Below are 25,319 nucleotides of genomic sequence, written 5' to 3'. Positions count from 1 at the left end.
AAAGGTATGTACTTCATACTAATAATATGAAGATATACTGAATAAAAAGTGGAGGAATATGATGTCTTTAATAAAAGAAGCACGTAGGTATGCAGAACACGCTCATAGCGGCCAAATGCGCAAGCTGTCCGATAAACCTTATATTGTTCACCCTATTAACGTAGGTAATATTTTAGAAAAAGCGGGTTTTAGTGAAGAAGTAATTGCAGCAGCTTATCTGCATGATGCTGTAGAAGATACAAGTGTAACACTCGAAGAAATTGTACAAAGATTTGGTTTAGAGGTAGCAGGGATTGTTGAAGCTCATACAGAAAACAAATCAAAAAGCTGGGAAGAACGTAAACAGCATACAATTCAAATTGTGAAAACTGGTTCTCTTGAAGTGAAATCTTTAATTGTAGCAGATAAATTAGACAATTTACGGTCTTTAAAAGAAAGCTACGATCAGCAAGGAGATACGGTTTGGAATAGCTTTAAAAGAGGATTCGAAAAGCAGAAATGGTACTACGAATCCATCAGCAAATACGCTGTAAAAGGATTGGAACCAAGCCGAATTCCAAGTTTTTTTTATACATATAAACAAGAAGTAAATGCTTTTTTTAGAAGTTAATATTTATATGAAGAAATTAGAAAACACTGAAAATAACTATTGCGAATGCGCGGCATACGTATTAAAATGTAGTAGAGTCATCACGCAATAAAGGCTCTACATAATCGGGACTGTAGTTCAGTGGGAGAATACTTGTCTGGCAGACAAGGGGTCGTGGGTTCGAATCCCATCAGTTCCATAAAACCAGTCGTATCAAGAGTTTAAAATACTTTAAAACTCTGCAGGATGGAATGGTTGCAATACTATTTCATCTGACCTCTTCATGATTTCCATGAAGAGGTTTTTTATTTTCTTTTTACGATTGATCCTCATGATTTTTATGATTATTCTTTTCACTGCTCCTGCTGACAATTTCTCTAAGTTCGCCCTCGTCGCCTTTTGCATTGATGATTTCAAAAAGCTGATTCAGCCCTTCACTTGTTTCATCGTTTGGTTCTTTGCCCATTCTATTCCCTCCTTTTGCTTCTAGGATACCCATTTTTTTCACATTGTTTCATGTGAAAAGCAATTTATCAATATTAATCGGTCGTAAAAGTATACTTTTACGACCCTTGTGCAATTACTGTTTATACAGATATACTCAGTCAATTCTTTGAATTTTGCACCATTTTGCAGGGTTTCTAATACTCATCTATAATGAAATGATCATCACAAACTTCGTAAAAATCGTTCTCTTCGTGGAGATCTACTTCTTTATCTTTAGATATCTCGGTTTCTTGTGTAAATAGTTTAAGAAGCTTGTTTAACATTATTCCACCTCATATCTTTCATTAATACATTCAGTATGATTAATTTATATGAAGCCAGTATGAATTGAAATTTAAGATAATGTGAATTTAGACATTAACGTGAGATGTTAAGCATACTTATACCCTGGACAAAAAGGTTATTTCATTCTACAAAGAAGTGATTAGTATATCAGCTGTATGTGGCATTTGTTCTATAACAGTCGTCTTTTTGCTTTCCTCCCTGATGCTATATAAAAAATACGGCCTTGTTTTTTATATAGTGTTATGTGTTTTGCTATTGTACTAGGTAATAGGTGGCTTAGTTTTATGTATTATCGCTTTAATCCTTTAGTCAGCAACATTTTTAAATATCATTCAAATCGCTTGTGTAGTTGGAATTATACTTTTACTTGCTTTGTTTTTTTTGGTGATATCCACAATCGAACGAAAAAACGCAAGCTATAAAAAAGAACTTTGTATGCTGCTGCAAAGTTCTTTTTATAGACACTTACTGTTTGTTAAGAACTGTATTAAATGTGAAATAGCTCATACACTTCTTATACAATCGCTAAGACCTATTCAGTTAACAGTCCTTCTTACGCTTTTTCTCAAACCATCCATATGCAATTTCAGCTTTAATTTCTTTATCTCCCGGAGAAATTAGGAAAATAACGTATGAACCGTTGTTTGGAAAGATAAATTTGCCGTCTTCATCACTTACTAATGTACTTTTCGGCGGAACAACACGGTTAAATACGTTTACCCTCTTAGCAGGAAAGCTTTTTACCATTTCTGCAAATTTAATTTTCCCTTTTGGCTTTGAACGTATTGTAGTATTTGCTGGATTCACATTATCTGAAGTTGTTCCTTTTCCAGGCGGGATAGAATTAAACCAAATTTCAGCAGTAAAAGGTTCGTTGGAATAGTTAGTGATAGTAAAAGCATCTACAAATAAACCTACTCCGGAGCCTGAAGGGTTAACTAACCCTCCCCAAGCATTTCTATTTCCACCAACACGAATAGGCACAGTTTGTCCAACAAAATAGTCTCCTTTTAAAGATTGATATAAAGGATTAGGTATATTAACGGCTTTAATATACGGTTTGCTCGACTCATAATTCGACATACAATCATCTCCTTTCTGTACTATATTATCTTATAAGGTTTTTCTATAAATGCGTGGACACATGCATTTATAAATATCTTTAATCTTTATATAAACACAAAAAGATAGACTCGGTACGGAGCCTATCTTTTCCTATCGCTTTTACAAAATAAAATTTCCTCTTAGCCTTTTCCTTATTAATGCCCTCGTCGACTGCTGGTGTATAAACGAATTGTTTTTTGATTTTATATTCCGATTCTTTTTTAATACTTCTACTATCACTTCTTAAAGTAGTAATCACCTATTCTTTTGTAGTCATACAATGAAGAATCCTTACCTTTTTTTCACAATATTCAACAATTTCATAACAGGTTGTGAGGATATCATGTCTAGACAGTTCTATTTCATCAAATACAAACTTTGAAAGCTGCTTCTGCAGAACCTCCAGCTTTTTGCTGTCTTCTTCATCAATCCATAGTCCTTCCGTAATACACACATCTGCTAGTTTGTTAATAGATTGAGCCGTCCAGTTTAATCCGGCTGAAGAAACGGTTATTGTCAGTAAATCATTTTTTATAGATAGAATAACTTGACACACATGAGTATAGGCATCAACTTTCTTTTGGATAAATGCTTTGCGAAGCTCTTGTTTGTATTGCTCTTTCGACATCGCTATAGCTACGACAGACGTAATGAATGTTCCTGCCAGCGCGATGAGCGACCCTATCAAAATTCCTATCATTTCTCCTGACAAAACGTTCACCTCTTTAAAGGTATTTCTATATGCTATGGGAATGAAGGAAACGATATGAAGATAAACACCATGTAAAAACAGCCCTAACTTAGAAAAGTTAGGGCTGAAACACTAAAATATGATGGTAACTAAATTAGATAATACGACTTGTAATAATTCCTTCAATTTGACCAATGTTTTCTTCTAGCTCAGGCACAATCTCGTCACTTACTTGATTGTCAATATCGATCATTGTATACGCGTATTCACCGCGGCTTCTGTTCACCATATCTGCGATGTTTAAATTGTAGTTTGAGAATACTTGCGTAAGTTGTCCTACCATATTCGGCACGTTGTGATGGAAAGCAGCTACGCGTTTTTTCCCAGTGTAAGGAAGAGATGCATTCGGGAAGTTCACTGAATTTTTAACGTTTCCTGTTTCTAAGAAATTTTTCACTTGACGTGCTGCCATTACCGCACAGTTTTCTTCTGATTCTTGAGTTGATGCGCCTAAATGAGGAATTGGCACAACATTTTTCATGTTTAAGACATTTTGATTTGGGAAATCTGTAATGTATCGACCAACTTTTCCACTTTCAAGAGCAGCTTTCATATCTTCTTCGTTTACAAGCTCACCGCGTGAGAAGTTCAAAATATGAACATCTGGTTTCATGATGCTAAACGTTTCTTTATTGAAAACACCTTTCGTATCGTCCGTTAACGGAACGTGAACCGTAATATAGTCAGATGCTGCAAATAGTTCTTCTAGAGACATTGCACGCTGTACGTTGCGAGACAAATTCCAAGCTGTATTAACAGAAATGAATGGATCAAAGCCAATTACGTCCATATCTAAATCAAGCGCATCGTTTGCTACAAGAGCACCAATTGCACCTAAACCAATAACGCCTAACGTTTTACCTTTGATTTCTTTTCCAACAAACTGTTTTTTGCCTGCTTCAACTAACTTAGGAATTTGATCACCTTGGCCATCTAACCCTTTTGTCCATTCAACTCCAGCAAATAAGTTACGAGAAGAAGCCATAATTGTAGTTAAAACCATTTCTTTTACTGCGTTTGCATTAGCTCCTGGCGTATTAAATACAACGATACCTTGCTCCGTGCAAGCGTCCACCGGTATATTATTAACCCCTGCTCCAGCGCGTGCAATAGCTTTTAAATTTTGGTCAAACGCCATGCTGTGCATGTTAAAGCTACGCACGACAATCGCATCTGGATTTTCGCTGTCGTTGTCAATTTGATAACCTTCTTGATTAAAAACATTTAGACCTTTTTGTGCAATGTTGTTTAATGTTTTGATTGTTTGTACTTTTTCTAATGTTAATGTGCTCATTTTGTACTCTCCTCTGATTATCATCGTAGTTTTACATGTTTTTACCCTTGGATAAAGGAACTTCATTTTTAATTTTTTTAAAAGTCTGGTTTTTTAGCCTACATGTTTGGTAACTTCTATATCCTCTCCCCCTAAACAGAAAGAGGTAAGAGATATGTATTAATCCCTTACCTCTGCCCAGGCGAACGGCTACGTCACTATATGCTTCCTCACGGTTATCCGCGTTTCGCCAGTCACATATAGTCTTTGAAATTAAGTATATTCTAGCAAACTCTTTCAGAACGTTCAACCTTTTTTTAAAAGTTTGCTTTTTTCAGTCTAATTTTTAATCTCTTTAGTGAATCTCCTAATATATTGACAAATACCCTAATACATGTTAAATAAGAAGAGTGATTAGCACTCTATCCAATCAAGTGCTAATTGTTTTATAAGCCCTATTTGGAAAGGAGAACTTCTTATGTCAAAAAAAGAATTCAAAGCCGAATCAAAGCGATTATTAGAGATGATGATTAATTCCATCTATTCTCAAAAAGAAGTATTTTTGAGAGAGCTTCTGTCAAATTCAAGCGATGCAATCGATAAAATTTATTACAAAGCTTTAACAGACGACTCCTTGCGTTTTAACAAAGAAAGCTATTACATAAAAGTAACACCAGATAAAACTAACCGTACCTTAACCATTACGGATACTGGAATTGGCATGACGCAAGAAGAGCTTGAAAGCAGCTTGGGCACAATTGCGAGAAGCGGTTCTCTTGCGTTTAAAAACGAAAATGAAACAAAGAACGGGCACACCATTATTGGCCAATTCGGCGTTGGGTTTTACGCAGCGTTTATGGTGGCAGATGTCGTAACGGTGATTAGTAAAGCATTAGGCAGCGATGAAGCCTATAGATGGGAATCTACTGGTGCTGATGGTTATACAATCGAACCTTGCGAAAAAGAAACGGTTGGAACTCAAATCATTTTAAAAATGAAAGAAAATACAGAAGATGAAACATATGATGAGTATCTAGAAGAGTATCGTTTAAAAGGGATCATTAAAAAGTATTCAGACTTTATCCGCTACCCGATTAAAATGGACATAACGGAAAAACGTCCTAAAGAAGGTTCTGATAACGAGCTAGAAGATTATACAGAAGAGCAAGTTATCAACAGTATGGTACCGATCTGGAAGAAAAGCAAAAATGAATTGACTTCAGAAGACTATGAGCAGTTTTATTCAGAAAAGCGCTACGGATTTGATAAACCGCTCACTCACCTTCATATTAATGTGGATGGAACGATTCGCTACAATGCCATTTTATTTATTCCAGAAAATAGTCCGTTTGATTACTACTCAAAAGAATTTGAAAAAGGACTTGAACTGTATTCAAACGGCGTCTTAATTATGAATAAATGTGCAGATCTTCTTCCAGATTACTTTAGCTTTGTAAAAGGTATGGTAGATTCTGAAGATTTATCTCTTAATATTTCACGTGAAATTTTGCAGCAAGACCGCCAGCTTCAGCTGATTGCCAAAAACATCGGCAAGAAAATCAAAAATGAATTAAAAAGCTTGCTTAAAAACAAACGTGAAAAGTACGAGAAGTTTTATGAATCTTTTGGCCGCCAGCTGAAGTACGGCGTTTACAGTGACTTTGGCAGCAACAAAGACGTATTAAAAGACCTGCTTTTATTCTATTCTTCTACAGAGAAAAAGCTCGTAACACTAGATGAGTATGTATCGCGCATGCCTGAGGATCAAAAGTATATCTATTATGCATCAGGCGAATCGTACGACCGAATTGAAAAGCTTCCTCAAGCAGAATTGGTTGCAGATAAAGGGTACGAAATTCTGTATTTTACAGAAGATATCGATGAATTTGCGATTAAAATGTTAATGGTGTACGAAGAAAAAGAATTTAAATCTGTTTCAAGCAGTGACTTAGGGATTGAAACAGAAGAAGAACAGCTCAATGAGTCTGAGGAAAAAGAGAGTAAAGAGCTATTTGACTATATGAAAAAAGCTTTGGCGGGAAAAGTAGGAGATGTGCGCGCTTCTAAACGTTTAAAAACACATCCCGTTTGCTTATCAGCTGATGGTGAAGTAACGATTGAAATGGAGAAAATTTTAAGTGCTATGCCTGACAATCAGCATGTAAAAGCAGAGAAAGTGTTAGAAATTAACGTAAATCATGATGTATTCGCTTCTTTAAAAGATGCATTTGAAAGTGATAAAGGGAAATTAGACCTTTATATAAATTTATTATATAACCAAGCTCTTCTAATTGAAGGCTTATCTATTAGTGATCCCGTTGAATTCACAAATGATATTTGTAAAATCATGATATAAAAATCAGGCGCAGAATCATTCTGCGCCTGATTATATGTATGGCATAATAAAATTAGTTATATAGTAAGAAGCGATAAAAATGGGTACGGGCAGTTCTTCTATTACTCTTATTGAGTGTTTGCCTTCTTTAAAATGAAAAAGGTCTGATTTAAACTCTGCGACTTTTTCTCTTTTTTGATTAAAAATACAAGCTTCCTCTACGGCTTCATGACTGCTTAACATGTAGACGTTATTTCCCCATCTAATTTCTTGTTCTCCTTCGTTTTTAATTATTCCTTTACCTAATAGATCCCCCACTGTTTTTCCATTTTCTTTTATCACCCACCGGTGTTTTTTCACGTGATCAATAAGCACCGTTCTTCCTTCCCATTGAACTTGTAAATGTACCTTTAAGCCGCAGGAAAAGATAGGAAACCAAGAGATAGAATCTAACACTGGAAGTCCATCACGAGTTAAAAAATCAATACTTCTCGTCCACATATTTTTATGCATTCTCTTAAGCTGTCCGACGTTTTCTCCATTTTTATTTGTAACTGCTACGGTCTTCCCCGCTGATTTAAAATAGGGAAGATAAAAAATATATTCTTGCATATAGGCCTCCAAAGATTCTGCACTTCATATTAACAGCGTGTATGTACATAGTTATGTTTCTATCTTTCATATATTTCATTTGTTTCATTTGTTTCTTTTGATTTCTCCCTTTGTTTAAATTGGCTTTGATTTTCTTTTAAATGCTTTAGTAAAGCAACAATCAAGAAACTAACAATCACAAGAAGAAGCCAAGAGCTAATTTTACTTATATGAACCATTGTCCACTGCTGCTGTTGATCTGGATACTGCCATGCCCCGAAAAATGTTGCGATATTTTCAGCGATCCAAATGAAAAAGCCAATCAGTACAAAAGACAATACTAAAGGCATGCGATATGTACGTTTGTTAACCGTAAAATATACAAAAGTTCGATAAAAAATAAGTAAAGTAAAAAGTTTTAAAAACCAGCGGAAGTCGTAAATAAAATGATGCGTGAACAAATTAAGGTAAATAGCCATACTTAGTATACTGACGATCCACGTAGAAGGCCAATTCGTAAGCTTTAATTCAAGCCTTCTCCACACTTGGCACATGTAGCTGGCTACACTAGCATACATAAATCCGCTGTACAGCGGAACTCCCCAGACTTTAGTAAAAGCTTTTTCCGGATAGCTCCATGAGCCCATATGAACTTTGTAGAGTTCCAACGCTAGTCCAATTAAATGAAATATTGCGATGACTTTTACTTCATCAAGCGTTTCTCGTTTAAACATCACCATTAAAACTTGAGTTCCTAGACAGACTAATAAAATAAGGTCAGATCTGGAAATGAACGGTACTTCAATTATTTTTGTCATGGCCAATGTAAGAAAAATGATAACAGGAAAAACACAAGATTTTGCTTGTTCTAAACCAAAATAGATTAATTGCTTCATTGTAACATCCTATCTTTATAGTATTCCTTAGTATTTTCACAGAAATGATTCCATGAAAATTATTGCAGATTTTTCAAATTTATTCAATAAGCATCTCCGCTGTTTTTGTAACTAAACTACCATACCCAGCGGAGATTCGTTTTCTCCGTTAACTTTCCAAAAAATCGGTGACTCTCTGTACATAGCGCTCTTTATCGTAGGATAAGTACAGATAACTGGTTAACTGTACAGGCTCTCCAAAGAAAAAACGTTCATACAGTGTTTCTCTTGTGCCAAACGGACTCATAGTTAAATCCCACGCAAGTCGAAAAAGCTTAATTCGATCTTCTGCCCCTCTCGATTTAGCTTGCAAATAACGCGTAATATCTTCTTTAACCAATGAGCGGCACGTATTTTCTGTTGGTATTGCCATTAGTCCGCTTGCACCTAAAATCTGGATAATCTCTGTAAAGGTAGGATATGTTTTTGAAAATATATTTGCGGCAATACGAAGTGTAGTTTCATTCGGACGCATGTATCCCCATGGATCAATCTCCGCTTCTTCTTCTGCTTTCATCACGAGAGCTTTCATCGTTTCTAACGCAATAATAAGCTCTGTTGCTTTTTCTCGCACATGCGGATAGTCCGTAATGTTAATGGTTTCAATCAGAGATTGTACAATTTCTAATATAAACTCTGTTTTGACAATTCTCCTTGAAGTTACTTGATGCAGAGCAAAAGCTGAGAAGGAACTAGAAGAAAGAAATGTATTTGATACGTCTACATTTTCATAGAAAAACACGCGGTTCCACGGTACTAATACATGGTCAAAGACAACAATTGTATCTATTTCTTCAAATCTAGAACTTAATGGATAATCAAACGTCGAATCTTTTCCTGCAAATGATTCTCTACAAATAAATTTAATTCCTTTTGTATTACTTGGAATCGAAAAAGCAAATTCTTTTTCTTTCCCTTGAATGCCCGCTGAAGACAGTACGAGTAGCTCATCCGTCATTCTACCCTGTGTAGCAAGCAGTTTCGCGCCTTGGATAACGATTCCCTCATTGTTTTTATCAACTATTTTTGCTGCTATCGGTTCGTCGTTTTGCTCGTAATAAAATTGGATTCGATTGACTTGAGGATCGATGAATGTATGAGTGAGCGATAAATCGTGCTCTCTCACATATTCATAATAAGAAATGATGTTTTCAGGAAAGCAATTTTCTGTTCCTCTCAGGAGTTCTGCAGAGGATGCAAAAGCCATCAATACGGTATTCATATAATCTGGACTTCTTCCCATCATACCATGGGTTAATTGCACCCATTGCTGAGTCGTCTCTCGTCTTTTTTTTAACTCTTCTTTTGTTTTAGGCTGTAAATAGGATGCACCAATAAATTACTTAGAATCCGTATATTGGTATGTCATGATATCTTTGATTTTTTTATCATGCTGAAGATCATAAAGCTTAGCTTGACTTGACTGTCAATGGCTCCTTTAAAAGCCGGATGTTCTGATATATCGCCTGTTACGAGCTTGCCATCAAACCATACATTTGCTTTTAATTGATTAATCCTCTCTACGTATTGCTTCCCATTAATTGCTGACATACTCCCACTCCCAGACTTTCAATAAATATTTTTACCTATTGCATTTTTATCATATTACGATGTCTTTCCATGTTTCCATCATCCCCCACGGGGTTTAGCATAAAAAAGAGAAGGTTATAATAACCTTCTCTTTTTTATGCTTTATTTATATTGAATATCATTTCTTAGGGATTCAACTTTACTTAATGCTTGGTCAATATCATTCTCTTCAACATGAAAGTGAGCAAGTGCATCGTGAAGATGCTTAGCAATTGCATTAAAATGTTCGGGTTGAATATTCATATTTGCATGTGCTTTGGCCATCGACTTTCCTGAATATTGATTCGGTCCACCTAAGGCAAAACTTATAAACTTGGCTTGATGTCGACGCTGTTTATCCATATCTGTATGCTCGAAAAAGTGACTGACCGTTTCATCTTTTAACACGAGCTCAGAATAAAAATAATCAACTACTTTTTCAATAGCTTCTTGTCCGCCCACTTTTTCATACAATGTTTGTTCCAAAACAATTCCTCCTTTTGTACCTTTCCCCATTATTACCCAATAGAAGTGTTCATATTCTTTAAAAGGCTTCTTTATGGAAATTCGTTATCGTCATATTTTATTCCTTTTCCTCATAAAGAATAAAAACATATAATTTAAAGGGAGTGAATGCAGTGCAAAGGAATTATAGACAGTGGACTCAATATCCATATCCCGGTGAAAAAAAACCGCCTAAAGGCTCCGCAACTCCTGGTTCTTGGCCAATGTTTTTTATGTCTAAAGAACAGAATAGTACGTTTTTGGACCCTTTTCACCAATTAATTCATTGGCAAATAAAAAGTCCAGATGCTATCGACTGGCAAAAGGAATTAACCTTTGTAGAACAAACGTTAAAAGCACTTACACCTGAACAAATCCGAATTGCACAATATTGGGGAACTGGCGAACTAAGCGCAAAGATTACAACCACTATTTTCAGCTTATGTGAGAAGTATAGGATTGGGTCTCCTCATACAGCTAGAATTTTAGGCTATTTCCATGCAGCTATAAATGATACGTTTATCATTACTTGGTATTTAAAATACCTTTGGGATGTTGCAAGGCCTAACCAGTATGAACAGAATTTACCTCCTGTCTTATTAACGCCACGCTTTCCTTCTTACCCTTCCGCCCATGCCACCATCGCTGGGTGCTCAGAAAATTTATTGCGTCATTTTTTCCCAAAAGAAACAACATCCTTAAAAAAATGGATGGAAGAGAGTGCGCAGTCCCGCTTATATGCAGGTGTGCACTTTAAAGTTGATAATGACCAAGGACTAAGATTAGGACGACAAATAGGAGACATAATTGTAAAATTAGTGGAAGCTCAAAACGCACGCAGTGATTACGCTTAATAAAGATACCTTTTGGCGTAATCATATTTTCATCACCACTCTATAACTTAATACACGTAAGTATAAGCAGGTACGCCTTTTACTCCTACTCGGCATGAAAAAAGAGAGCCGGCAGCTTCTTCGTATTTTTCTTCTTCCTTAGCTGTGGTGATAAATAGGGTTTGTAAATCGTCTCCTCCAAATGTACAGCAGGTTACATTGGAAACAGGAAGATGAATAGATTCTATAATTTCTCCTTTATCTGGATCTACACAAATAACTTTCGAACCTCCCCAAAGCGCTACCCATAACCGGTCTTGCTCATCAATTGTCATTCCATCAGGAAACCCGTCCATATCTGAAAGGTCAATCACCACTTTTTCATCTTCGAGCCTTGTTGTTTCTTTAGAAAATGAATAAGACATAATTTTATTTTTCGGTGAATCAACCAAAAAGAATTTGTCTCCTGTTCGATTCCAAGCTAGCCCGTTTGACACGCTTAATCCTTCTTTAGCGCTCTTAATTACACCTTTTTCATCTACTACGTACAGCCGGGCTTTTCCTTCTTCATCTTCTTCACTCATCGTTCCAATCCAAAAGCGATTATATGGATCACATTTCCCGTCATTAAAACGCATGGTTTTTTCAAGAGTATCTAAACGGATATACTCTTCATGATTTTTTTTGTTTTTATCAACTAAAAGCAGCTGATTACGGGTGGAGACAATCAACTTTGAATGATTGGTTTTAGAAACGCTTGTAACGACTGAAGGAAGAGCAATATCTTCTAAGGTTGTCGTTTTTGGATCGTACGTAAGAAGCTTTTTATCTAAGATGTCTACTAGTACTAATTTTTGATTTTCTTCATCCCATAGGGGTCCTTCAAGCAAACGGCCATCGTACTTTTTTTCAATTTTCGCTTCCATTTTTAAGCTCCTTTTTCGTTTTTATGTACAACCATTTTTTTATAATCGCTTTCTCAAAAAAATATTCTTTTAAACAAATAAAAAAAGCTAGGAATATCTTTCCTTTTTCATAAATACCCGTTGTATGACATTCTTTAAACACCAGGTTCTAAGAGAATCTTTTCATAAAAAAAGCAGCACGCTATACAAAGCGTGCTGCTTTTTTTATTATAAAGTTACGTGGTCTTTTTCTAACTCTTTAACACATGCTGCAAACTCTTCTTCTGTTAAACCGTGTTCTTTTACATAGCGGTTACGAGGGCTCACTCGGCATTCATGTGAACAAGCGCGTAAATATTTGTGTTCATTTTCTTCAGAAGCTAAGATTTTCTTATTGCATTCTGGGTTTGCGCAGTTAACATAGCGTTCACAAGGCTCGCCGGTAAAGTGGTCTTTTCCGACAATCACATGCTCTTTTTGGTTAACTGGTACGCTGATGCGCTCATCAAATACATAGCACTGACCGTCCCATAGTTCACCTTGTACTTCCGGATCTTTTCCGTATGTTACAATACCTCCGTGAAGCTGGCTTACATCTTCGAAACCTTCTTCAAGAAGCCATCCGGAGAATTTTTCACAGCGAATACCGCCTGTGCAGTACGTTAAGATTTTTTTATCTTCAAACTGATCTTTGTTGTCGCGAATCCATTCAGGAAGCTCACGGAAGTTTCGAATATCCGGACGAACAGCTCCTCGGAAATGACCTAAATCGTATTCATAATCGTTTCGTGCATCAATTACGACTGTATTCTCATCTTGCATCGCTTGATAAAATTCTTTTGGGCTTAAGTAATTACCCGTTACGCGAAGAGGATTCACATCTTCTTCTAATCGAAGAGTCACTAATTCTTTGCGGTGACGAACGTGCATTTTTTTGAATGCATGTTCATCTGCTTCGTCTATTTTAAATACAATACCTTCAAAACGAGGATCATTTTTCATCGTTTCCATGTATTTATCTGTTTGTTCAACTGTTCCTGATACCGTTCCATTGATCCCTTCAGCCGCAATTAAAATGCGTCCTTTTAATTCAAGCTCTTTACAAAATGCCAAGTGTTGAGCTGTGAACTCTTCAGGATTTTCAATTGGAGTGTACAAATAATATAGTAGTACTTGATATGGTTTTCTTTCAGTCATGTTGCTTCTTCCACCTATCTGTTTATATTTGCAAGATATAATGCATGTAGGTCGGTTATTGTGAACCGAATTGATGGTAACAATTCATTACTTAAAGGTACATTACGACAAAAACAACATCCTTTTTATAAGGATGCTTCTATCTAAAAAGTATTACAGTGAATGATTGTTTCAAAAACATACAGTATTTAAGCCTGTAATAGTATAACATATCAAAGAGTTCACTTCTAGGATTTGTTCTTCAATAAAAATTTTATTGACGCGATACGTTCTACATGAATTTTCCCGCGCATACATGATGAGATATAAATCTTTGAGATGGGGGGCGAAAATGATGCCTTTTTATACATTAAAAGACGGTGCAACTTTGTACTATGAACAACAAGGGGAAGGAACACCTATTATTTTCATTCACGGAGTTTGGATGAGCAGTCGTTTTTTTCATAACCAGCTTTCTTTTTTTTCAAAACAGTATCAAACTATTCTTTTAGATTTAAGAGGGCATGGAAATTCAAGTCATACTCCATACGGCCATACAATTTCCACTTATGCTCGTGATGTGCATGAGTTTATAAACACTCATCAATTAAAAGACGTCATATTAGTAGGCTGGTCGATGGGTGCTTTTGTTGTGTGGGAATATTTGAAACAATTTGGTGAAGAAAATGTAAAAGGGAATATTATTGTAGATGAAATGGCTTCAGACTTTAAATGGCCCGACTTTCCGATCGGTGCATTTGATTTACCTGCCCTTATTTCGCTTATGCAGGGTATTCAGCTTGATCGAACAAGTACATTAGAAAATTTTATTCCGCTTATGTTTAAGGATGAATTAACTGAAGAAGATAAACATTGGATTATGAAAGAAGTAACGAAAATGCCTGAGTCGATAGCCAGTTCTATTTTGTTTGATCAATCCATTGTGGACTATCGAGATTTTCTCCCGTTTATTACAATCCCTACCTTCCTGTGCTTTGGAAAAGAAGAAAAGCTCATTCCGGTAGCAGCTGGAAGACATATTCAAAAGCTGGTTTCAGGTTCTGTACTTGAAGTTTTTGAGAACAGCTGCCACTGCCCTTTTCTCGAAGAAAGAGACCGATTTAATAAAGTTGTGAGCGACTTTATCGAGCATATTTAATTTAAGGGAGCAGCGCTTTACCTCCGCTGCTTTCTTAAATTAAACCTTTTATGCGTTTATGTATTACTTATCTAGGGTAACAAAATCTCGCGTCCGTCATAGGCAAAGCTTACGTTTTCATCTGAGAGCATCTCGGCGTGCTTTGGGATATCGATATCATGTGATAAATGAGTAAACACCATGTTTTTGGCCTGTAGCTTCGCTTTGATCTCCATTGCCTCTGTCACGTCATATACGGATCTTTTTTCTTTTTGAAGATATTCTTTCCAGAAAGATGCACCAAATATTAGTAAATCTAAGTGGTAAAAGGGCTGCCACTGTTCTTTTGTCACATTAAAAGAATCGGATACATATGCCCAGCGTTCGCCTTGTTTTTGATGAACCACAATGCCGTAGGAATGACCGTTAAATCCGTGATTTACTTTATGAAACGTAATGGTTGTTTCTCCGCTATCCCATTTTAACGTTCCTTTAAAGGTAAGCCCTTTTCTTTTTGCGAGATAAGGAAATCTTTCGGTTAACTCGCTGATGACTTCAGGTGCTCCTACGACTTCTGTATTTACATTATTCCAGTAGCATAAATCAGCTAAATCTCCTAAACCAGCCACATGGTCATTGTGAGGATGAGTAATAAAAACGGTAGAAGGGATTTTTTTGTTATTGTATAAATGAAATTGATGTTTAAAATCAGGTGATACGTCAATCAAAAACACGTTACCGTCCATTGTAAACTGTGCACTAGGCCTTGTGCGCTGATTTAATTGATCTTTTTGTGTACATACTTTACAGTCACATAATAATCGAGGCACTCCTTGAGCATCGCTCGTCCCGTAAAATAAAAGCTTGTTCATTGCTCTGTTTCCCCCTTTTTTCTTCTAAAGGTCTATATTTTTATTTCAAGAAATGTCCTATGTTGTTCTGCATCTTTCTTTTATTTGTCCTTCTAGAATAAAACCAGCTTTTATGTAAAACAGCCAGTCTTTTTAACGACTGGCTTTGCTATATTCCCTATAAAAAACGTTTTTATGCTTTTTCTATTGATTTCTTTCTTCATCTCTTTCAACTATATGCTGAAGAATAGATAATTTGTTCGTCCAAAATTGCTCGTAGTAAGAAAGCCAATCTTTTACTTCTTTTAAAGGCGCTGGCTGAAGATAATACACTTTTTCTCTGCCAATTTTTTGTCCATGGACTAAGTCTGCTTCTGAAAGTATATGAAGATGCTTGACAATAGCGGTACGGCTTATTGAAAAATGAGACGTTATTTCTGATATAGGCAATTCTTTTTCAGAAAGCAGCTCAAGTACTTTTCGTCGAGTAGGATCAGCAATGGCTTGAAAGATATCATGCTTGGCAGCTGATGAAGTCATTTAGTTTTCAACAACCTTTCGAAGTTTTTCATTTACGAGACTAATCCACCCGTAGCTCATTCTATCTCGTACCACTGAACTCTTTTCGTTTGCTTTTTCAAGAAGTGTTTCAGCTTCTTTCCACCCGCTATGAATAAGCGTAAATTCAGTTTGATTACCCATTTCTTTTAAGGTAAACGAAACGACCCATCCATCCGTATCCCAAGAGAAAGAAAGATAGTTTGGTGCATCTATTTCTAATACTTTACACGGAGATGGTCCAAAAGGCGATTGCAAATGAAATTCATATCCTGCCTGAGGCTGAAAATCATTAGGCATGAACCATTGTTGGAGCCCTTCGGCGGTTGCTACTTTATCCCAAACTTTTTGAATCGGCGCGTTAAATATTATCGTCTGTTTTACATCTTCTACTACACTTTTATCATTCATCGTTATCTTCATTCTCCTTTTTAAAAAATAACACCAAAAGGTTTTATATAAAAATAATATAACACCTTTTGGTGTTATGTCAATTCCTCTTTTGAAAAATGAAATCCTTCAATACATTTCCGTTCTTTGATAAAGAGATTTGTTATGATGCTGAATGAGTGCATTTTGTTATATTTCAAATATATCTTTTAAACGATGCTTCGTCCGCTTTGTGCCAATGCATAATGAATGCCGTGCTGCAATGTTTGAAAACAATCATATTTTGATAAATCAATATGGGTCTCTGATATAACTAAGCCTAAGTCAGCAGAAATTCCTACTAAAATTGTTTTCGTACCAATCAGGGACGCTGCTGCACCTAATTTTTCAATAAGACTTGCCGTATATTCAGTAAGTTCTTTATCCAATCCGGTTAAATCCAGCACAAGATAATTAGCCTGATGTTTTGGGAGGTTATTTAATGTATTGACAATCAAATCTTCCGTTCGATCCTCGTCGTATTTGCCAATCAAAGGAACGACGACTATGCCTTCCAAAACCGGAATAATAGGAGAAGAAAGCTTTTTAATAAGATCTTTTAACTCTGCTGTTTTTTCTGCTACAATGTTTTGCAAATGTTCTATTTTCTGCGCTTCTTTTCTTCTCGCTAATTGATGAATATTTTGAGTGATATCAATGTTGGAAGGGAAGTATTCTACTGTGGTGCATTCATGCCCTTCTATTTGATGTTGAATCACCTTGTACCAAATGTTTGTTCCGAATAGTCCTGTAAAAATCCCTGCATAATGGGCCGGAAGAAAATTTCCTCCCTTTGTTTTCTTTTGCGCCACGTTAATTTTATGTTCCCAACTGTCTTTTAATTCAGCAGATAGAGTTTTACTTTCAGGATTTAAATATTTGATAGTGGTTTTTCCCCATCCAGCCGAAGCGTATGTATTTGTAATTAACTCAGCCGCTTCAAAAACCGTTACGCCTTTCATATTTTGAAAGTACTCTCCTACTACTAATCCTTGTCGGAAACCAGTGGTTTCCAGTACTACAGAAGCTGCCTCTTCCCCAGATATTTCTTCGATTGTGTCAAACAATGTTTTCATCGCGGAAGAAATCCAAAAAAGGATCGCATCTTCTCCTTCAAAGCTAAATTGTCCCTTTTCTAAATCCCAAGCAAAGCTAAGACCACCTATATCAATACTCTTTTTTTCACCCATGGCGGAATCTCCTTTTTATAAAGTTCTTACCTTCTTTATATTTTATCTTATGTTGAAGAAGCTGGTAATAAAAATTGTTGCATATTTTCTATTGCTTGTCTAACCATTACCCATGTTTTCAATTAATGAAAAAGAAAGGTGAATGCTATAGAACTTTGAATTCGCCAACCTTTCTTTCTTTTGTATCAAACATACATGATAAAAAGGAATAAAAGCAAATTGTAATATAACATCACATTACGTTATAATATAATTATATTGAAAAGAAAGTATTTAGAAAAGAGGAGGAAAAAGATGAAGCTAAATACTCATAGCTCTACGCCTTTATATATGCAGTTAAAACAGGCTATTACAGAAGATATTAATAAAGGAGTTTATACCCCCGGTGAAAAACTTCCAATTGAAACGGATTTGTGCGATATATACGGAGTAAGTCGGATTACGGTAAGAAAAGCCGTATTAGATTTAGTAGAAGAAGGCCTTCTGATACGTCAGCAAGGAAAAGGAACCTTTGTTCAATATCCAAAAGCTAAGAGAGAGCTGTTTGCCGTTAATGGGCATACAGAGTATATGTCGGAATTAGGGAAAGTACCGCAGACTAAAATTTTGTCTTTTGGTATAAAACCTGTAAAAGCTCATGTGGCAAAGATGTTATCAATTCCTCCAGAAAGTGAAGTCCTTGAACTGCAGCGCATCCTGTATTATGACGACCAGCCTCTTACCTTAGAAATTTCTCATTACTCCTTAGAATTGTTACCACACTTAGATCAGCACGTCCATAATTCAGTTTCAATGTACGATACTATAAAAAATAAGTACAATATTGCTCCGGTTCATAATAAAAAATTATTGAACATGGTATTTGCAAATGTGGATGAAGCAAAACATTTAGAATGTGAAGTCGGAGAGCCGCTGTTTAAAGTGGAAAAAGTGGCGTATGATGCACAAAAAAGACCGATTCATTCATCTTTTCTACACTACCCTGCGAATCGCGTTACGTTCACTATAGACAGTTCTAATTCTTAATAAAATAGCGCCTTGCTTTAAAAGCAAAGGCGCTATTTTATTCATTTTAAAACTATCGCACAGTCTGCATTATATTCTTTTCCATATCCAAATGCTCCGTAATTCTGACAGGTTTGTGATGCCACCAATGCTCCATTATGGAGGGCTTTGGCTATGTTTTTTTCTGGTAGATAAGAAGAAAGAAAACCAGCTATAAAAGAATCTCCAGCCCCAAGCGTATCCACTACATTTGTAGGAATTATAGGCTGTTTAAATAATTGGTTTTCGACTGATAATAAAGCTCCCTCTTCTCCTCTTGTCACGCATACGACATTAGTTCCTAACAAGTGTACTCGCTTTATTAAATTCATACACTCTTCTTCTGGCAGGCTGCTTCCTGAGAAAAATGCATAGCTGATATATGGACATACTTGCTGTAAATATTCCTCATCGTATCTCGTAGAAAAATCAAAGGAAATATCAACGACTTTATGTAACAGTGGAAGGTCAGATTCTAAATGACTAAAAACGCTCGTATGAAGAAGATCGTGCTGACGAATATAGGTTAAATCCGATTCATTCAGCATTAGTTTTAATCTAGATTGAACGCCCCCTTTATTTGATCCTACAAAAATTCGATCACCTTGTTCATCAAGTGTTACAACCGCCATTCCATTCTCTCCTACAGCTCTTCTTACTCTGCTAATATCCATCTTTTCTTGCTGCAGAGTATTTACTACATGCTCTGCCGATTCGTCATTCCCCACGATTCCCATATAGGAAGACTGATGATTGCTCAATCTATTATAAAATACGGCCACATTTAGTGCGTTGCCGCCTGGATAGATCTTTCCTTGGTCTTTATAGTAATCTACTACATTATCCCCTACTCCAATTAGTTTCATCTGCTTATCCTCCTATTATTTAACACTTCCGTTAGCAATGCCACGGATAAAATATTTTTGCATAAATAAAAACAACATAACAATCGGTGCTGCTGAAATGGTCAGTCCAGCTAGTAATACCCCCCAATCTGTTTGCAAAGCGTCTCTAAATTGCATTAATCCTGCTGGGATTGTACGCAAACTGTCGTCGTCGATAAAGATAATGGCAAACATAAATTCATTCCATGTGTAGTAAGCTGTCAAAATTGTCGTTGTTAATAAAATGGGCGTGCTCATTGGAATGAAAATTCGAAATAAAATCCCCAAGCTTGTACATCCATCTAACCGAGCTGCTTCCTCCAGTTCTTTTGGAATCGAAAGAAAATAAGCTCGAATTAACAAGATGGTTAAAGGAATTCGATAAGCAACATAAGGCAGAATCAGTGCCAAGTGTGTATTATAGATTCCAAGTTTTTGAATAATGCTATACAAAGGAATTAAACTTACCTGAGGGGAAAGCATAAGCCCTCCAAGACATATAATAAGGACAAAAGCTTTTCCTTGAAACTCAAAGCGTGATAGTCCATAAGCTCCTAACGCACTGACCAGGACCGTCAAAAAACAAGACGCGCCCGTGACGATCACACTGTTTAAAAAGTAAGAAGATATTCCGCTTTTCCACGCTGTCACATAATTTTCAATTAGCCAAGTATGCGGCATAGACCAGCTGTGAGTAAAGATTTCATCCGTGCTTTTAAAAGAACTTATAATCATCCAAAGCAAGGGATACGCAATGACGATAAAATAGACGATCAACCCGACATATACTATCGTTACACCTGTGTACCTCTTCTTTTTTCTTTCTTTAGTGGCTGTATTGACAACATTAGGTAAGGTGACATTTGTTTTAGGCATCTGCATCAAGCGTCTTCCTTTCCTGTTTTAAATGCTTTCATTTGAACAAGAGAAATCAACAGCGTAATAATTAAAATGACAGTAGCAATTGAGGAAGCATAGCCCATCATATCTTTCGAAAAGGCTGTTTTGTATAAATACGTACTTAGGACTTCAGATGATGTACCGGGTCCGCCTCCAGTTAAAATATAAGGTTCATTAAATACTGTAAAAGCACCAGTGAGCGTTAAAATAACAGCAACAAATGTCATTTCTTTTGTTTGCGGTACAGTAATATGAAAGAACATTTTAAATTTATTAGCGCCGTCTATTTCAGCTGCTTCGTACAATTCAGGTGAGATTTTTTGTATCGCTACAATATATAGCATGGCAATATAGCCGATAGACTGCCACTGAGATACAGCAATAACTGCATAAATAGCCGTATTACTGTCTCCTAGCCAAGGTTTTGCAAATGAGTCTAATCCGATCATTTTGAGCACTTGATTTAAAAGCCCTACTTCAGGATTGTAAAAAAAAGTAAACAATAAGGCAATAACGGTCATCGAAACGACTACTGGTAAAAAATAAACCGTTCGAAAAAAAGGAGAAAACTTTCGAATAAGTTTATCTTCTAAAACGGCAGCCACAATTAGACCGCCTCCTACTTGAAAAATAATTGAAATGACCGCATAAAGAATATTATTTTTGAGTGCCTGATAAAAAACAGGGTCTTTAAATAAGTGCACATAATTATCTATTCCTACAAAAACTTTGTCTGGTGAAAATGTGCTCCACTCATAAAGACTATCCCAAATATTCTGAAAAATAGGGATATACACAAGTAGTAAAAAAGCAAAAGCAGGAAGAAGATATAAATAAGGGGTTAGCTTATTGCGTTTTAACATCTCTTTTTCACTTCCTTACTTTTTAGATTCAGCACGAACACTCGCTGCAGCTTTTTGCACATCTTTCATTACTTCTTTAGGTGTTTTATCACCATTTAGCATAAGCTGAGCACCTGTTAAATAAGCATCTGCAATTCGAGCATCGATTGCCATATCAAACCATGGAGCCATCTCTTTGGCTTGTAAAATATTATCTACTGCTTCTAATTGCTCCGGTGTTGAATTACTGCTGTTAGCTGTATCATTTACTGCACTGTATTTCCCTACTTCTTTTACTAGCTTTTCACCCATTTGTTTTGATGTTAAAAATTCAAGAAATTCCATCGCTTCTTTTGGATGCTTTGTTTTAGAAGAAATCATAAACCCTTCAGGTGATCCAGTTAAATTAGTAGCATTTCCTTTTCCATCCTCTAATTTAGGAAAATTAAACATGCCAATCTTAAATTTCGTTGGACCGAAAAGCTTAATTTCAGCGGTTTCAGCATAAAACATAGCTGCTTTTCCATTTGAAAATTGTTGTCTTGCATATTCATGATCAATCGAATTTGTATTTTTATTAAAGTAAGGAACTAATTCCTCTAATTTTTCTAGAGCTTTTACATAGCCTTTATCCGTGAATGTCCCAGTTTTTGAATTATAGTCTTTTGAAAGAACGTCAGGCTTTACCATGCGCTGATTTAAGGTTCCTACGTAGTGAGAAATGGTCCATGTATCCTGGCTTCCAAATTCTAAAGCTGTATAATGCTTCTTTTTTAACACGCTTAAAACATTTAGTAGCTCGTTCCAGTTTGTAGGCGCTTTTAATCCTAATTTATCGAAGATATCTTTGTTGTAAAAAAACATTTTCCCATCCATTGTGACAGGAACACCGTAAATTTTCTTATTAACGGTATATGGTTTAATTTGAGATTGAACAAGCTTGGAAGACCACGCTGAATCCTTCTTATAATAAGAGGTTAAATCTAAGGCTTTGTTTCCTCTAACAAATTGTCTAGCAAACTCATCGCTCCAAGAAAAGTACACATCAGGAGGGGTATTAGTGCCTGTCATAACTTTAATTTTGTCTTTATATGAATCGTTTAAGACCGCTTCTGTTTTAATATCAATATCAGGGTGCTGTTTTTCAAATTCTTTTACAACTTCTTCAAAGTAGCTTTTTTCAGGTTCTTTTGGCCATCTGTGAAAGAATGTTAATGTTGTCTTTCCTGTGTCTGAGTCTGAAGACGTTTGTTTTCCAGCACACCCCCCGAGCATTAAAGAACAACTTAAAAGTGAGGCTAAAATTAAATTTGTCTTTTTCATATAGAAACCCCCTCATTGTAAGTGCTTTCATATATAGGTTATACTATAATGTTTTATAACATTATAGTATAACTCGTAAGGAAAATATACAGATTTCTATCTTTATTAGGAGATTATTAATATTCTACTTTCCACATGTAGCGTCTTTTACTTAAAGGATGATTGCGTGCTTCGGCTAATTCTTCGGCATACTGACGCAGTACACGATTTAATACAAGAGGAGCAATATACCCTTGCACATCTTTATCAATTCCTTCGAAATCATATGCTTTTGCATCTAGAACAGTTAATTTCTTTCCATATTGTTTAGAGAATGCTAAGGCACGTTCTTCTAAAGGTCTTGTTTCATCTAGTCCAGCTAGGATGATAAACGGTACGTTTTCATCAATAATTTCGAATGGACCGTGGAAATACTCTCCGGCGTGAATAGCGTGAGAATGAATCCACTGCATTTCCATCAAGATACAGATGCTGAATGAATATGCTGCTCCATAGTTCGATCCGCTGGCCATTGTATAAATAACCGGTTCAGACTTATGTGATTCAGCAAATTTTCTTGCGTTGCTCGCTTCGTATTCTAGAGCTTTTTCATAAACAGACTGTAAATTTTCTAAGCTAGTAACTAACTTTGCAAATTTATCATTTTTTTCTGCTACGTATAAGAGACCAAATACAAGCTGATATAAAACGCCTAAGTTTGTTTCAAAAGCATCGATATCATTGCCCCATTCATACTTAATAAAAATATCTGCGCTGTGTGCTAAAGGTGAAGTAGGTTCATTTGTTAAGGCTACAGCATAAGCGCCTTTGCTTTTAGCGAACTTGGCTGCTTCTGTAGTCTCAGGAGTTGTTCCTGACATGGAACATAAAATAACTAAGGAGTCTTTTCCTAGCTGCTGCGGATTGCGGTGGATAAATTCGTTCGAGCTATACAAATCGGATGTAATATGTTGAGCTTCTCGATCTAGTACATACTTAGCTGGATACATGATCGCAGAAGATCCTCCACATGCGACGAAAAACACATTACGAATTTGCTTGCTTTTTAATTCGTTTAATACGGCTTGCACATCACTTTTTACATTCACTACTGTTTTGCTCATTTTCCCCACTCCTCAAATAAAATATGATATACAACATTATGTAATGTTATATATTGTTATATTAAACCGCAAACGTTAACTAGTCAATACATTTATCAGAATATTTAACTTTTTTATCTATATTTGTAGAAATGCGCTCTTCTGTTTCTCCATCAAAGAAATGCACGTAGGTTAAATTCAACGAAAAAGCGCCTTTGTCTCCTGCTTCAAACTCACATAAAAGAGGCACTCGAGCCACAAACGTTTGCTTTTCTAAACTAGCATATAAAATTGTTTCAGCACCTAGTACCTCTATCATATCTAGTGTCGTAGTGAAGCAAAACTCATTGTTCAACTCTCTCTTACTATCCTCTTTATGATATACAATGTGTTCAGGACGCGCACCCATTATGACCTCTTTCTCATTATGACCTTGAGAATGTAAAGCGTGTATTAGAAAATCAGGAAGCTGTATTTTAGTTTTTCCCATTATAAAATAAGTGCCTTGGAGATACCCCCGAAAAAAATTCATTGCGGGCGATCCAATAAAACTGCCTACAAATACATTCCTAGGATGCCTATAAATATCTTGAGGAGTTCCAATCTGTTGAATAATCCCGTCTTTCATAACAACTAGGCGAGTAGCCATTGTCATAGCTTCCACTTGATCATGTGTCACATAGATTGTTGTTGTTTGCAGCCTTTGATGCAGTTTAATAATCTCAGCACGCATCTGTACTCGCAGCTTCGCATCCAAATTAGATAATGGTTCATCCATTAAGAAAACTTTTGCTTCCCGAACAATAGCACGACCTAAAGCAACTCGCTGACGCTGCCCTCCGGATAAAGCTTTTGGCTTTCTATCTAAATATGTTTCTAGACCTAATGTTTTGGCTGCTTCATTTACCCGTCTATCAATTTCATCTTTCTTTATTTTTTTTAACTTCAAACCAAATGCCATATTTTCTCGAACAGTCATATGAGGGTAAAGAGCATAATTTTGAAAGACCATAGCAATGTCACGATCTTTTGGAGCTACTTCGTTCATATGATCTCCATCAATGTAAAAATCACCTTTTGAAATCGTTTCTAGACCTGCAATCATTCGCAGCGTAGTAGATTTACCACAGCCTGAAGGTCCAACAAATACAACAAACTCTTTCTCTCCAATCTGAAGGTTAAAATCATTTACGGCGATATTTTTTTTATCATATATTTTATATACTCTATCTAAATGTAACATTGTCATCTCACCTCAGCTCCTTATATTTAAAGTTTGAGATACATTATTGCAAGTTACGAGTCTCTTTTTCCTTAATCCTTAATTCTTTCCTCCTTTTTATTTAAATTGTTAACTTGAGACATTAAAGTAACTTAATAACTATACTAATCGAATCTAGTTAGACAGAAAATAAATATGTAAAGGTTGCTAACACAAAACATACAAGCAACCGTTTATCTTCAAAAAAATAAAAACCTTCTCTAAAATAAGAAGGTTTCACATCATAATCAGCATAGAGACTGCCTTTGCCTTACTTGTGAAGATTTTATTACATAACTTCTTTGCCTTGACAGCTCGGACACTCATAAACATGCACAAAATAAAGTCCAATATGGTGAAATCGTTTCCCTAAGCAATCTGGACATGTTCCTGCTTCGCGCATTTGTTCCCGTCGTTTGTCTCGCTGATTAGCAAAGAAATTTACAAATTTCATAAAAGA

The 25,319-nt window shown here is 35.9% G+C and carries 25 protein-coding genes, 1 tRNA gene, 1 pseudogene and 1 riboswitch; of the genes and pseudogenes, 6 read left to right on the top strand and 21 right to left on the bottom strand.

Annotated features, from left to right (window positions below; translation table 11 throughout):
* Positions 1–61: 61 nt before the first annotated feature.
* Together ACN6NE_RS23510 and ACN6NE_RS23505 are read left to right on the top strand one after the other, a co-directional pair.
* Positions 62–610 (top strand): HD domain-containing protein, encoded by a 549-nt coding sequence (locus ACN6NE_RS23510; protein WP_474327534.1) that lies wholly within the window; start codon positions 62–64, stop codon positions 608–610.
* Between the two features lie 106 nt (positions 611–716).
* Positions 717–788, top strand: a tRNA-Ala gene (locus tag ACN6NE_RS23505).
* A gap of 117 nt (positions 789–905) precedes the next feature.
* Here the strand turns inward: ACN6NE_RS23505 and ACN6NE_RS23500 are convergent.
* From ACN6NE_RS23500 to ACN6NE_RS23485, 4 genes are all read right to left on the bottom strand, one after another.
* Positions 906–1,055, bottom strand: a complete 150-nt coding sequence (locus ACN6NE_RS23500; RefSeq protein WP_013057122.1) for a hypothetical protein — start codon at positions 1,053–1,055, stop codon at positions 906–908.
* 866 nt (positions 1,056–1,921) lie between these two features.
* Positions 1,922–2,464: a DUF6143 family protein gene (locus ACN6NE_RS23495; protein ID WP_129709396.1), complete on the bottom strand. Its 543-nt coding sequence runs from the start codon at positions 2,462–2,464 to the stop codon at positions 1,922–1,924.
* A 280-nt stretch (positions 2,465–2,744) separates the two neighbouring features.
* A complete protein-coding gene (locus tag ACN6NE_RS23490) occupies positions 2,745–3,206 on the bottom strand; it encodes a hypothetical protein (RefSeq protein ID WP_240702678.1) in 462 nt (153 codons plus the stop codon).
* A 124-nt stretch (positions 3,207–3,330) separates the two neighbouring features.
* The gene (locus ACN6NE_RS23485; RefSeq protein ID WP_129709391.1) at positions 3,331–4,530 is read right to left on the bottom strand and encodes a phosphoglycerate dehydrogenase; all 1,200 of its coding nucleotides are present in this window, start codon (positions 4,528–4,530) and stop codon (positions 3,331–3,333) included.
* A 168-nt stretch (positions 4,531–4,698) separates the two neighbouring features.
* A riboswitch (ZMP/ZTP riboswitch) is annotated at positions 4,699–4,777 on the bottom strand.
* A 210-nt stretch (positions 4,778–4,987) separates the two neighbouring features.
* Here ACN6NE_RS23485 and htpG point away from each other — a divergent pair.
* On the top strand, positions 4,988–6,865 hold the full coding sequence (gene htpG / locus ACN6NE_RS23480) for a molecular chaperone HtpG (protein WP_474327531.1): 1,878 nt from the start codon (positions 4,988–4,990) through the stop codon (positions 6,863–6,865).
* Positions 6,866–6,895: 30 nt separating this feature from the next.
* Here htpG and ACN6NE_RS23475 read toward each other — a convergent pair whose 3' ends face one another.
* The 4 genes and pseudogenes from ACN6NE_RS23475 to ACN6NE_RS23460 form a co-directional block, all read right to left on the bottom strand.
* Positions 6,896–7,456 (bottom strand): tubby C-terminal domain-like protein, encoded by a 561-nt coding sequence (locus ACN6NE_RS23475; protein ID WP_474327529.1) that lies wholly within the window; start codon positions 7,454–7,456, stop codon positions 6,896–6,898.
* A gap of 59 nt (positions 7,457–7,515) precedes the next feature.
* Entirely contained in the window at positions 7,516–8,331 is an 816-nt protein-coding gene (locus ACN6NE_RS23470; RefSeq protein ID WP_474327527.1) for a DUF817 domain-containing protein, read from the bottom strand.
* A 148-nt stretch (positions 8,332–8,479) separates the two neighbouring features.
* Positions 8,480–9,921, bottom strand: a pseudogene (gene hpaB / locus ACN6NE_RS23465) (4-hydroxyphenylacetate 3-monooxygenase, oxygenase component).
* Between the two features lie 141 nt (positions 9,922–10,062).
* Positions 10,063–10,425 carry a group I truncated hemoglobin gene (locus ACN6NE_RS23460; RefSeq protein ID WP_129709376.1) on the bottom strand — a complete coding sequence of 121 codons (363 nt, stop codon included), beginning with the start codon at positions 10,423–10,425 and terminating at the stop codon, positions 10,063–10,065.
* A 152-nt stretch (positions 10,426–10,577) separates the two neighbouring features.
* Here ACN6NE_RS23460 and ACN6NE_RS23455 point away from each other — a divergent pair, with 152 nt between their 5' ends.
* Positions 10,578–11,297, top strand: coding sequence for a vanadium-dependent haloperoxidase (locus ACN6NE_RS23455; protein ID WP_474327524.1), 720 nt, complete (start codon positions 10,578–10,580; stop codon positions 11,295–11,297).
* A gap of 47 nt (positions 11,298–11,344) precedes the next feature.
* Here the strand turns inward: ACN6NE_RS23455 and ACN6NE_RS23450 are convergent, their stop codons facing one another.
* Both ACN6NE_RS23450 and trhO read right to left on the bottom strand, forming a co-directional pair.
* Complete coding sequence (locus ACN6NE_RS23450) at positions 11,345–12,202, bottom strand: SMP-30/gluconolactonase/LRE family protein (RefSeq protein WP_129709373.1); 858 nt, start codon at positions 12,200–12,202, stop codon at positions 11,345–11,347.
* Positions 12,203–12,409: 207 nt separating this feature from the next.
* Positions 12,410–13,378: an oxygen-dependent tRNA uridine(34) hydroxylase TrhO gene (gene trhO / locus ACN6NE_RS23445; RefSeq protein WP_474327521.1), complete on the bottom strand. Its 969-nt coding sequence runs from the start codon at positions 13,376–13,378 to the stop codon at positions 12,410–12,412.
* 334 nt (positions 13,379–13,712) lie between these two features.
* Between trhO and ACN6NE_RS23440 the strand changes: the two genes are divergently transcribed.
* The gene (locus ACN6NE_RS23440) at positions 13,713–14,516 is read left to right on the top strand and encodes an alpha/beta fold hydrolase (RefSeq protein ID WP_306461263.1); all 804 of its coding nucleotides are present in this window, start codon (positions 13,713–13,715) and stop codon (positions 14,514–14,516) included.
* A 71-nt stretch (positions 14,517–14,587) separates the two neighbouring features.
* Here ACN6NE_RS23440 and ACN6NE_RS23435 read toward each other — a convergent pair whose 3' ends face one another.
* The 4 genes from ACN6NE_RS23435 to ACN6NE_RS23420 form a co-directional block, all read right to left on the bottom strand.
* On the bottom strand, positions 14,588–15,367 hold the full coding sequence (locus ACN6NE_RS23435; RefSeq protein ID WP_129709367.1) for an MBL fold metallo-hydrolase: 780 nt from the start codon (positions 15,365–15,367) through the stop codon (positions 14,588–14,590).
* A gap of 183 nt (positions 15,368–15,550) precedes the next feature.
* The gene (locus tag ACN6NE_RS23430) at positions 15,551–15,886 is read right to left on the bottom strand and encodes an ArsR/SmtB family transcription factor (RefSeq protein WP_129709364.1); all 336 of its coding nucleotides are present in this window, start codon (positions 15,884–15,886) and stop codon (positions 15,551–15,553) included.
* Positions 15,887–16,315 (bottom strand): SRPBCC family protein, encoded by a 429-nt coding sequence (locus ACN6NE_RS23425; RefSeq protein WP_129709361.1) that lies wholly within the window; start codon positions 16,313–16,315, stop codon positions 15,887–15,889. It lies immediately after the preceding gene.
* Between the two features lie 188 nt (positions 16,316–16,503).
* The gene (locus tag ACN6NE_RS23420; protein WP_129709358.1) at positions 16,504–17,523 is read right to left on the bottom strand and encodes an STAS domain-containing protein; all 1,020 of its coding nucleotides are present in this window, start codon (positions 17,521–17,523) and stop codon (positions 16,504–16,506) included.
* A 294-nt stretch (positions 17,524–17,817) separates the two neighbouring features.
* On the opposite strand from ACN6NE_RS23420, the gene ACN6NE_RS23415 reads away from it, so the two are divergent.
* Complete coding sequence (locus tag ACN6NE_RS23415; protein WP_013057106.1) at positions 17,818–18,549, top strand: GntR family transcriptional regulator; 732 nt, start codon at positions 17,818–17,820, stop codon at positions 18,547–18,549.
* A gap of 41 nt (positions 18,550–18,590) precedes the next feature.
* On the opposite strand, the gene ACN6NE_RS23410 is transcribed toward ACN6NE_RS23415, so the two are convergent.
* From ACN6NE_RS23410 to ACN6NE_RS23380, 7 genes are all read right to left on the bottom strand, one after another.
* Positions 18,591–19,433: a fructoselysine 6-kinase gene (locus ACN6NE_RS23410; protein ID WP_129709356.1), complete on the bottom strand. Its 843-nt coding sequence runs from the start codon at positions 19,431–19,433 to the stop codon at positions 18,591–18,593.
* A 15-nt stretch (positions 19,434–19,448) separates the two neighbouring features.
* Complete coding sequence (locus ACN6NE_RS23405) at positions 19,449–20,333, bottom strand: carbohydrate ABC transporter permease (RefSeq protein WP_098600457.1); 885 nt, start codon at positions 20,331–20,333, stop codon at positions 19,449–19,451.
* Positions 20,333–21,214, bottom strand: a complete 882-nt coding sequence (locus ACN6NE_RS23400; protein WP_474327516.1) for a carbohydrate ABC transporter permease — start codon at positions 21,212–21,214, stop codon at positions 20,333–20,335. Before ACN6NE_RS23400 ends, ACN6NE_RS23405 begins: the two co-directional genes overlap by 1 nt.
* A 15-nt stretch (positions 21,215–21,229) precedes the next feature.
* Positions 21,230–22,516, bottom strand: a complete 1,287-nt coding sequence (locus tag ACN6NE_RS23395; protein WP_013083210.1) for an ABC transporter substrate-binding protein — start codon at positions 22,514–22,516, stop codon at positions 21,230–21,232.
* 116 nt (positions 22,517–22,632) lie between these two features.
* Positions 22,633–23,619 (bottom strand): SIS domain-containing protein, encoded by a 987-nt coding sequence (locus ACN6NE_RS23390; RefSeq protein ID WP_129709353.1) that lies wholly within the window; start codon positions 23,617–23,619, stop codon positions 22,633–22,635.
* 79 nt (positions 23,620–23,698) lie between these two features.
* On the bottom strand, positions 23,699–24,847 hold the full coding sequence (locus tag ACN6NE_RS23385) for an ABC transporter ATP-binding protein (RefSeq protein WP_129709350.1): 1,149 nt from the start codon (positions 24,845–24,847) through the stop codon (positions 23,699–23,701).
* A 301-nt stretch (positions 24,848–25,148) separates the two neighbouring features.
* Positions 25,149–25,313: a hypothetical protein gene (locus tag ACN6NE_RS23380; RefSeq protein ID WP_474327513.1), complete on the bottom strand. Its 165-nt coding sequence runs from the start codon at positions 25,311–25,313 to the stop codon at positions 25,149–25,151.
* Positions 25,314–25,319 lie beyond the last annotated feature (6 nt).

This window comes from Priestia sp. 53B2, from assembly GCF_056099005.1.
This window is presented reverse-complemented; position numbering and strand designations above follow the sequence as displayed.

What these genes read in the sequence shown, in the direction of transcription:
- ACN6NE_RS23510 (WP_474327534.1), top strand. Translation starts at nt 62, where the DNA reads ATGTCTTTAATAAAAGAAGCACGTAGGTATGCAGAACACGCTCATAGC.
- ACN6NE_RS23500 (WP_013057122.1), bottom strand. Translation starts at nt 1,055, where the DNA reads ATGGGCAAAGAACCAAACGATGAAACAAGTGAAGGGCTGAATCAGCTT.
- ACN6NE_RS23495 (WP_129709396.1), bottom strand. Translation starts at nt 2,464, where the DNA reads ATGTCGAATTATGAGTCGAGCAAACCGTATATTAAAGCCGTTAATATA.
- ACN6NE_RS23485 (WP_129709391.1), bottom strand. Translation starts at nt 4,530, where the DNA reads ATGAGCACATTAACATTAGAAAAAGTACAAACAATCAAAACATTAAAC.
- htpG (WP_474327531.1), top strand. Translation starts at nt 4,988, where the DNA reads ATGTCAAAAAAAGAATTCAAAGCCGAATCAAAGCGATTATTAGAGATG.
- ACN6NE_RS23475 (WP_474327529.1), bottom strand. Translation starts at nt 7,456, where the DNA reads ATGCAAGAATATATTTTTTATCTTCCCTATTTTAAATCAGCGGGGAAG.
- ACN6NE_RS23470 (WP_474327527.1), bottom strand. Translation starts at nt 8,331, where the DNA reads ATGAAGCAATTAATCTATTTTGGTTTAGAACAAGCAAAATCTTGTGTT.
- ACN6NE_RS23450 (WP_129709373.1), bottom strand. Translation starts at nt 12,202, where the DNA reads ATGGAAGCGAAAATTGAAAAAAAGTACGATGGCCGTTTGCTTGAAGGA.
- trhO (WP_474327521.1), bottom strand. Translation starts at nt 13,378, where the DNA reads ATGACTGAAAGAAAACCATATCAAGTACTACTATATTATTTGTACACT.
- ACN6NE_RS23440 (WP_306461263.1), top strand. Translation starts at nt 13,713, where the DNA reads ATGCCTTTTTATACATTAAAAGACGGTGCAACTTTGTACTATGAACAA.
- ACN6NE_RS23435 (WP_129709367.1), bottom strand. Translation starts at nt 15,367, where the DNA reads ATGAACAAGCTTTTATTTTACGGGACGAGCGATGCTCAAGGAGTGCCT.
- ACN6NE_RS23430 (WP_129709364.1), bottom strand. Translation starts at nt 15,886, where the DNA reads ATGACTTCATCAGCTGCCAAGCATGATATCTTTCAAGCCATTGCTGAT.
- ACN6NE_RS23425 (WP_129709361.1), bottom strand. Translation starts at nt 16,315, where the DNA reads ATGAATGATAAAAGTGTAGTAGAAGATGTAAAACAGACGATAATATTT.
- ACN6NE_RS23420 (WP_129709358.1), bottom strand. Translation starts at nt 17,523, where the DNA reads ATGGGTGAAAAAAAGAGTATTGATATAGGTGGTCTTAGCTTTGCTTGG.
- ACN6NE_RS23415 (WP_013057106.1), top strand. Translation starts at nt 17,818, where the DNA reads ATGAAGCTAAATACTCATAGCTCTACGCCTTTATATATGCAGTTAAAA.
- ACN6NE_RS23410 (WP_129709356.1), bottom strand. Translation starts at nt 19,433, where the DNA reads ATGAAACTAATTGGAGTAGGGGATAATGTAGTAGATTACTATAAAGAC.
- ACN6NE_RS23405 (WP_098600457.1), bottom strand. Translation starts at nt 20,333, where the DNA reads ATGCAGATGCCTAAAACAAATGTCACCTTACCTAATGTTGTCAATACA.
- ACN6NE_RS23400 (WP_474327516.1), bottom strand. Translation starts at nt 21,214, where the DNA reads ATGTTAAAACGCAATAAGCTAACCCCTTATTTATATCTTCTTCCTGCT.
- ACN6NE_RS23395 (WP_013083210.1), bottom strand. Translation starts at nt 22,516, where the DNA reads ATGAAAAAGACAAATTTAATTTTAGCCTCACTTTTAAGTTGTTCTTTA.
- ACN6NE_RS23390 (WP_129709353.1), bottom strand. Translation starts at nt 23,619, where the DNA reads ATGAGCAAAACAGTAGTGAATGTAAAAAGTGATGTGCAAGCCGTATTA.
- ACN6NE_RS23385 (WP_129709350.1), bottom strand. Translation starts at nt 24,847, where the DNA reads ATGACAATGTTACATTTAGATAGAGTATATAAAATATATGATAAAAAA.
- ACN6NE_RS23380 (WP_474327513.1), bottom strand. Translation starts at nt 25,313, where the DNA reads ATGAAATTTGTAAATTTCTTTGCTAATCAGCGAGACAAACGACGGGAA.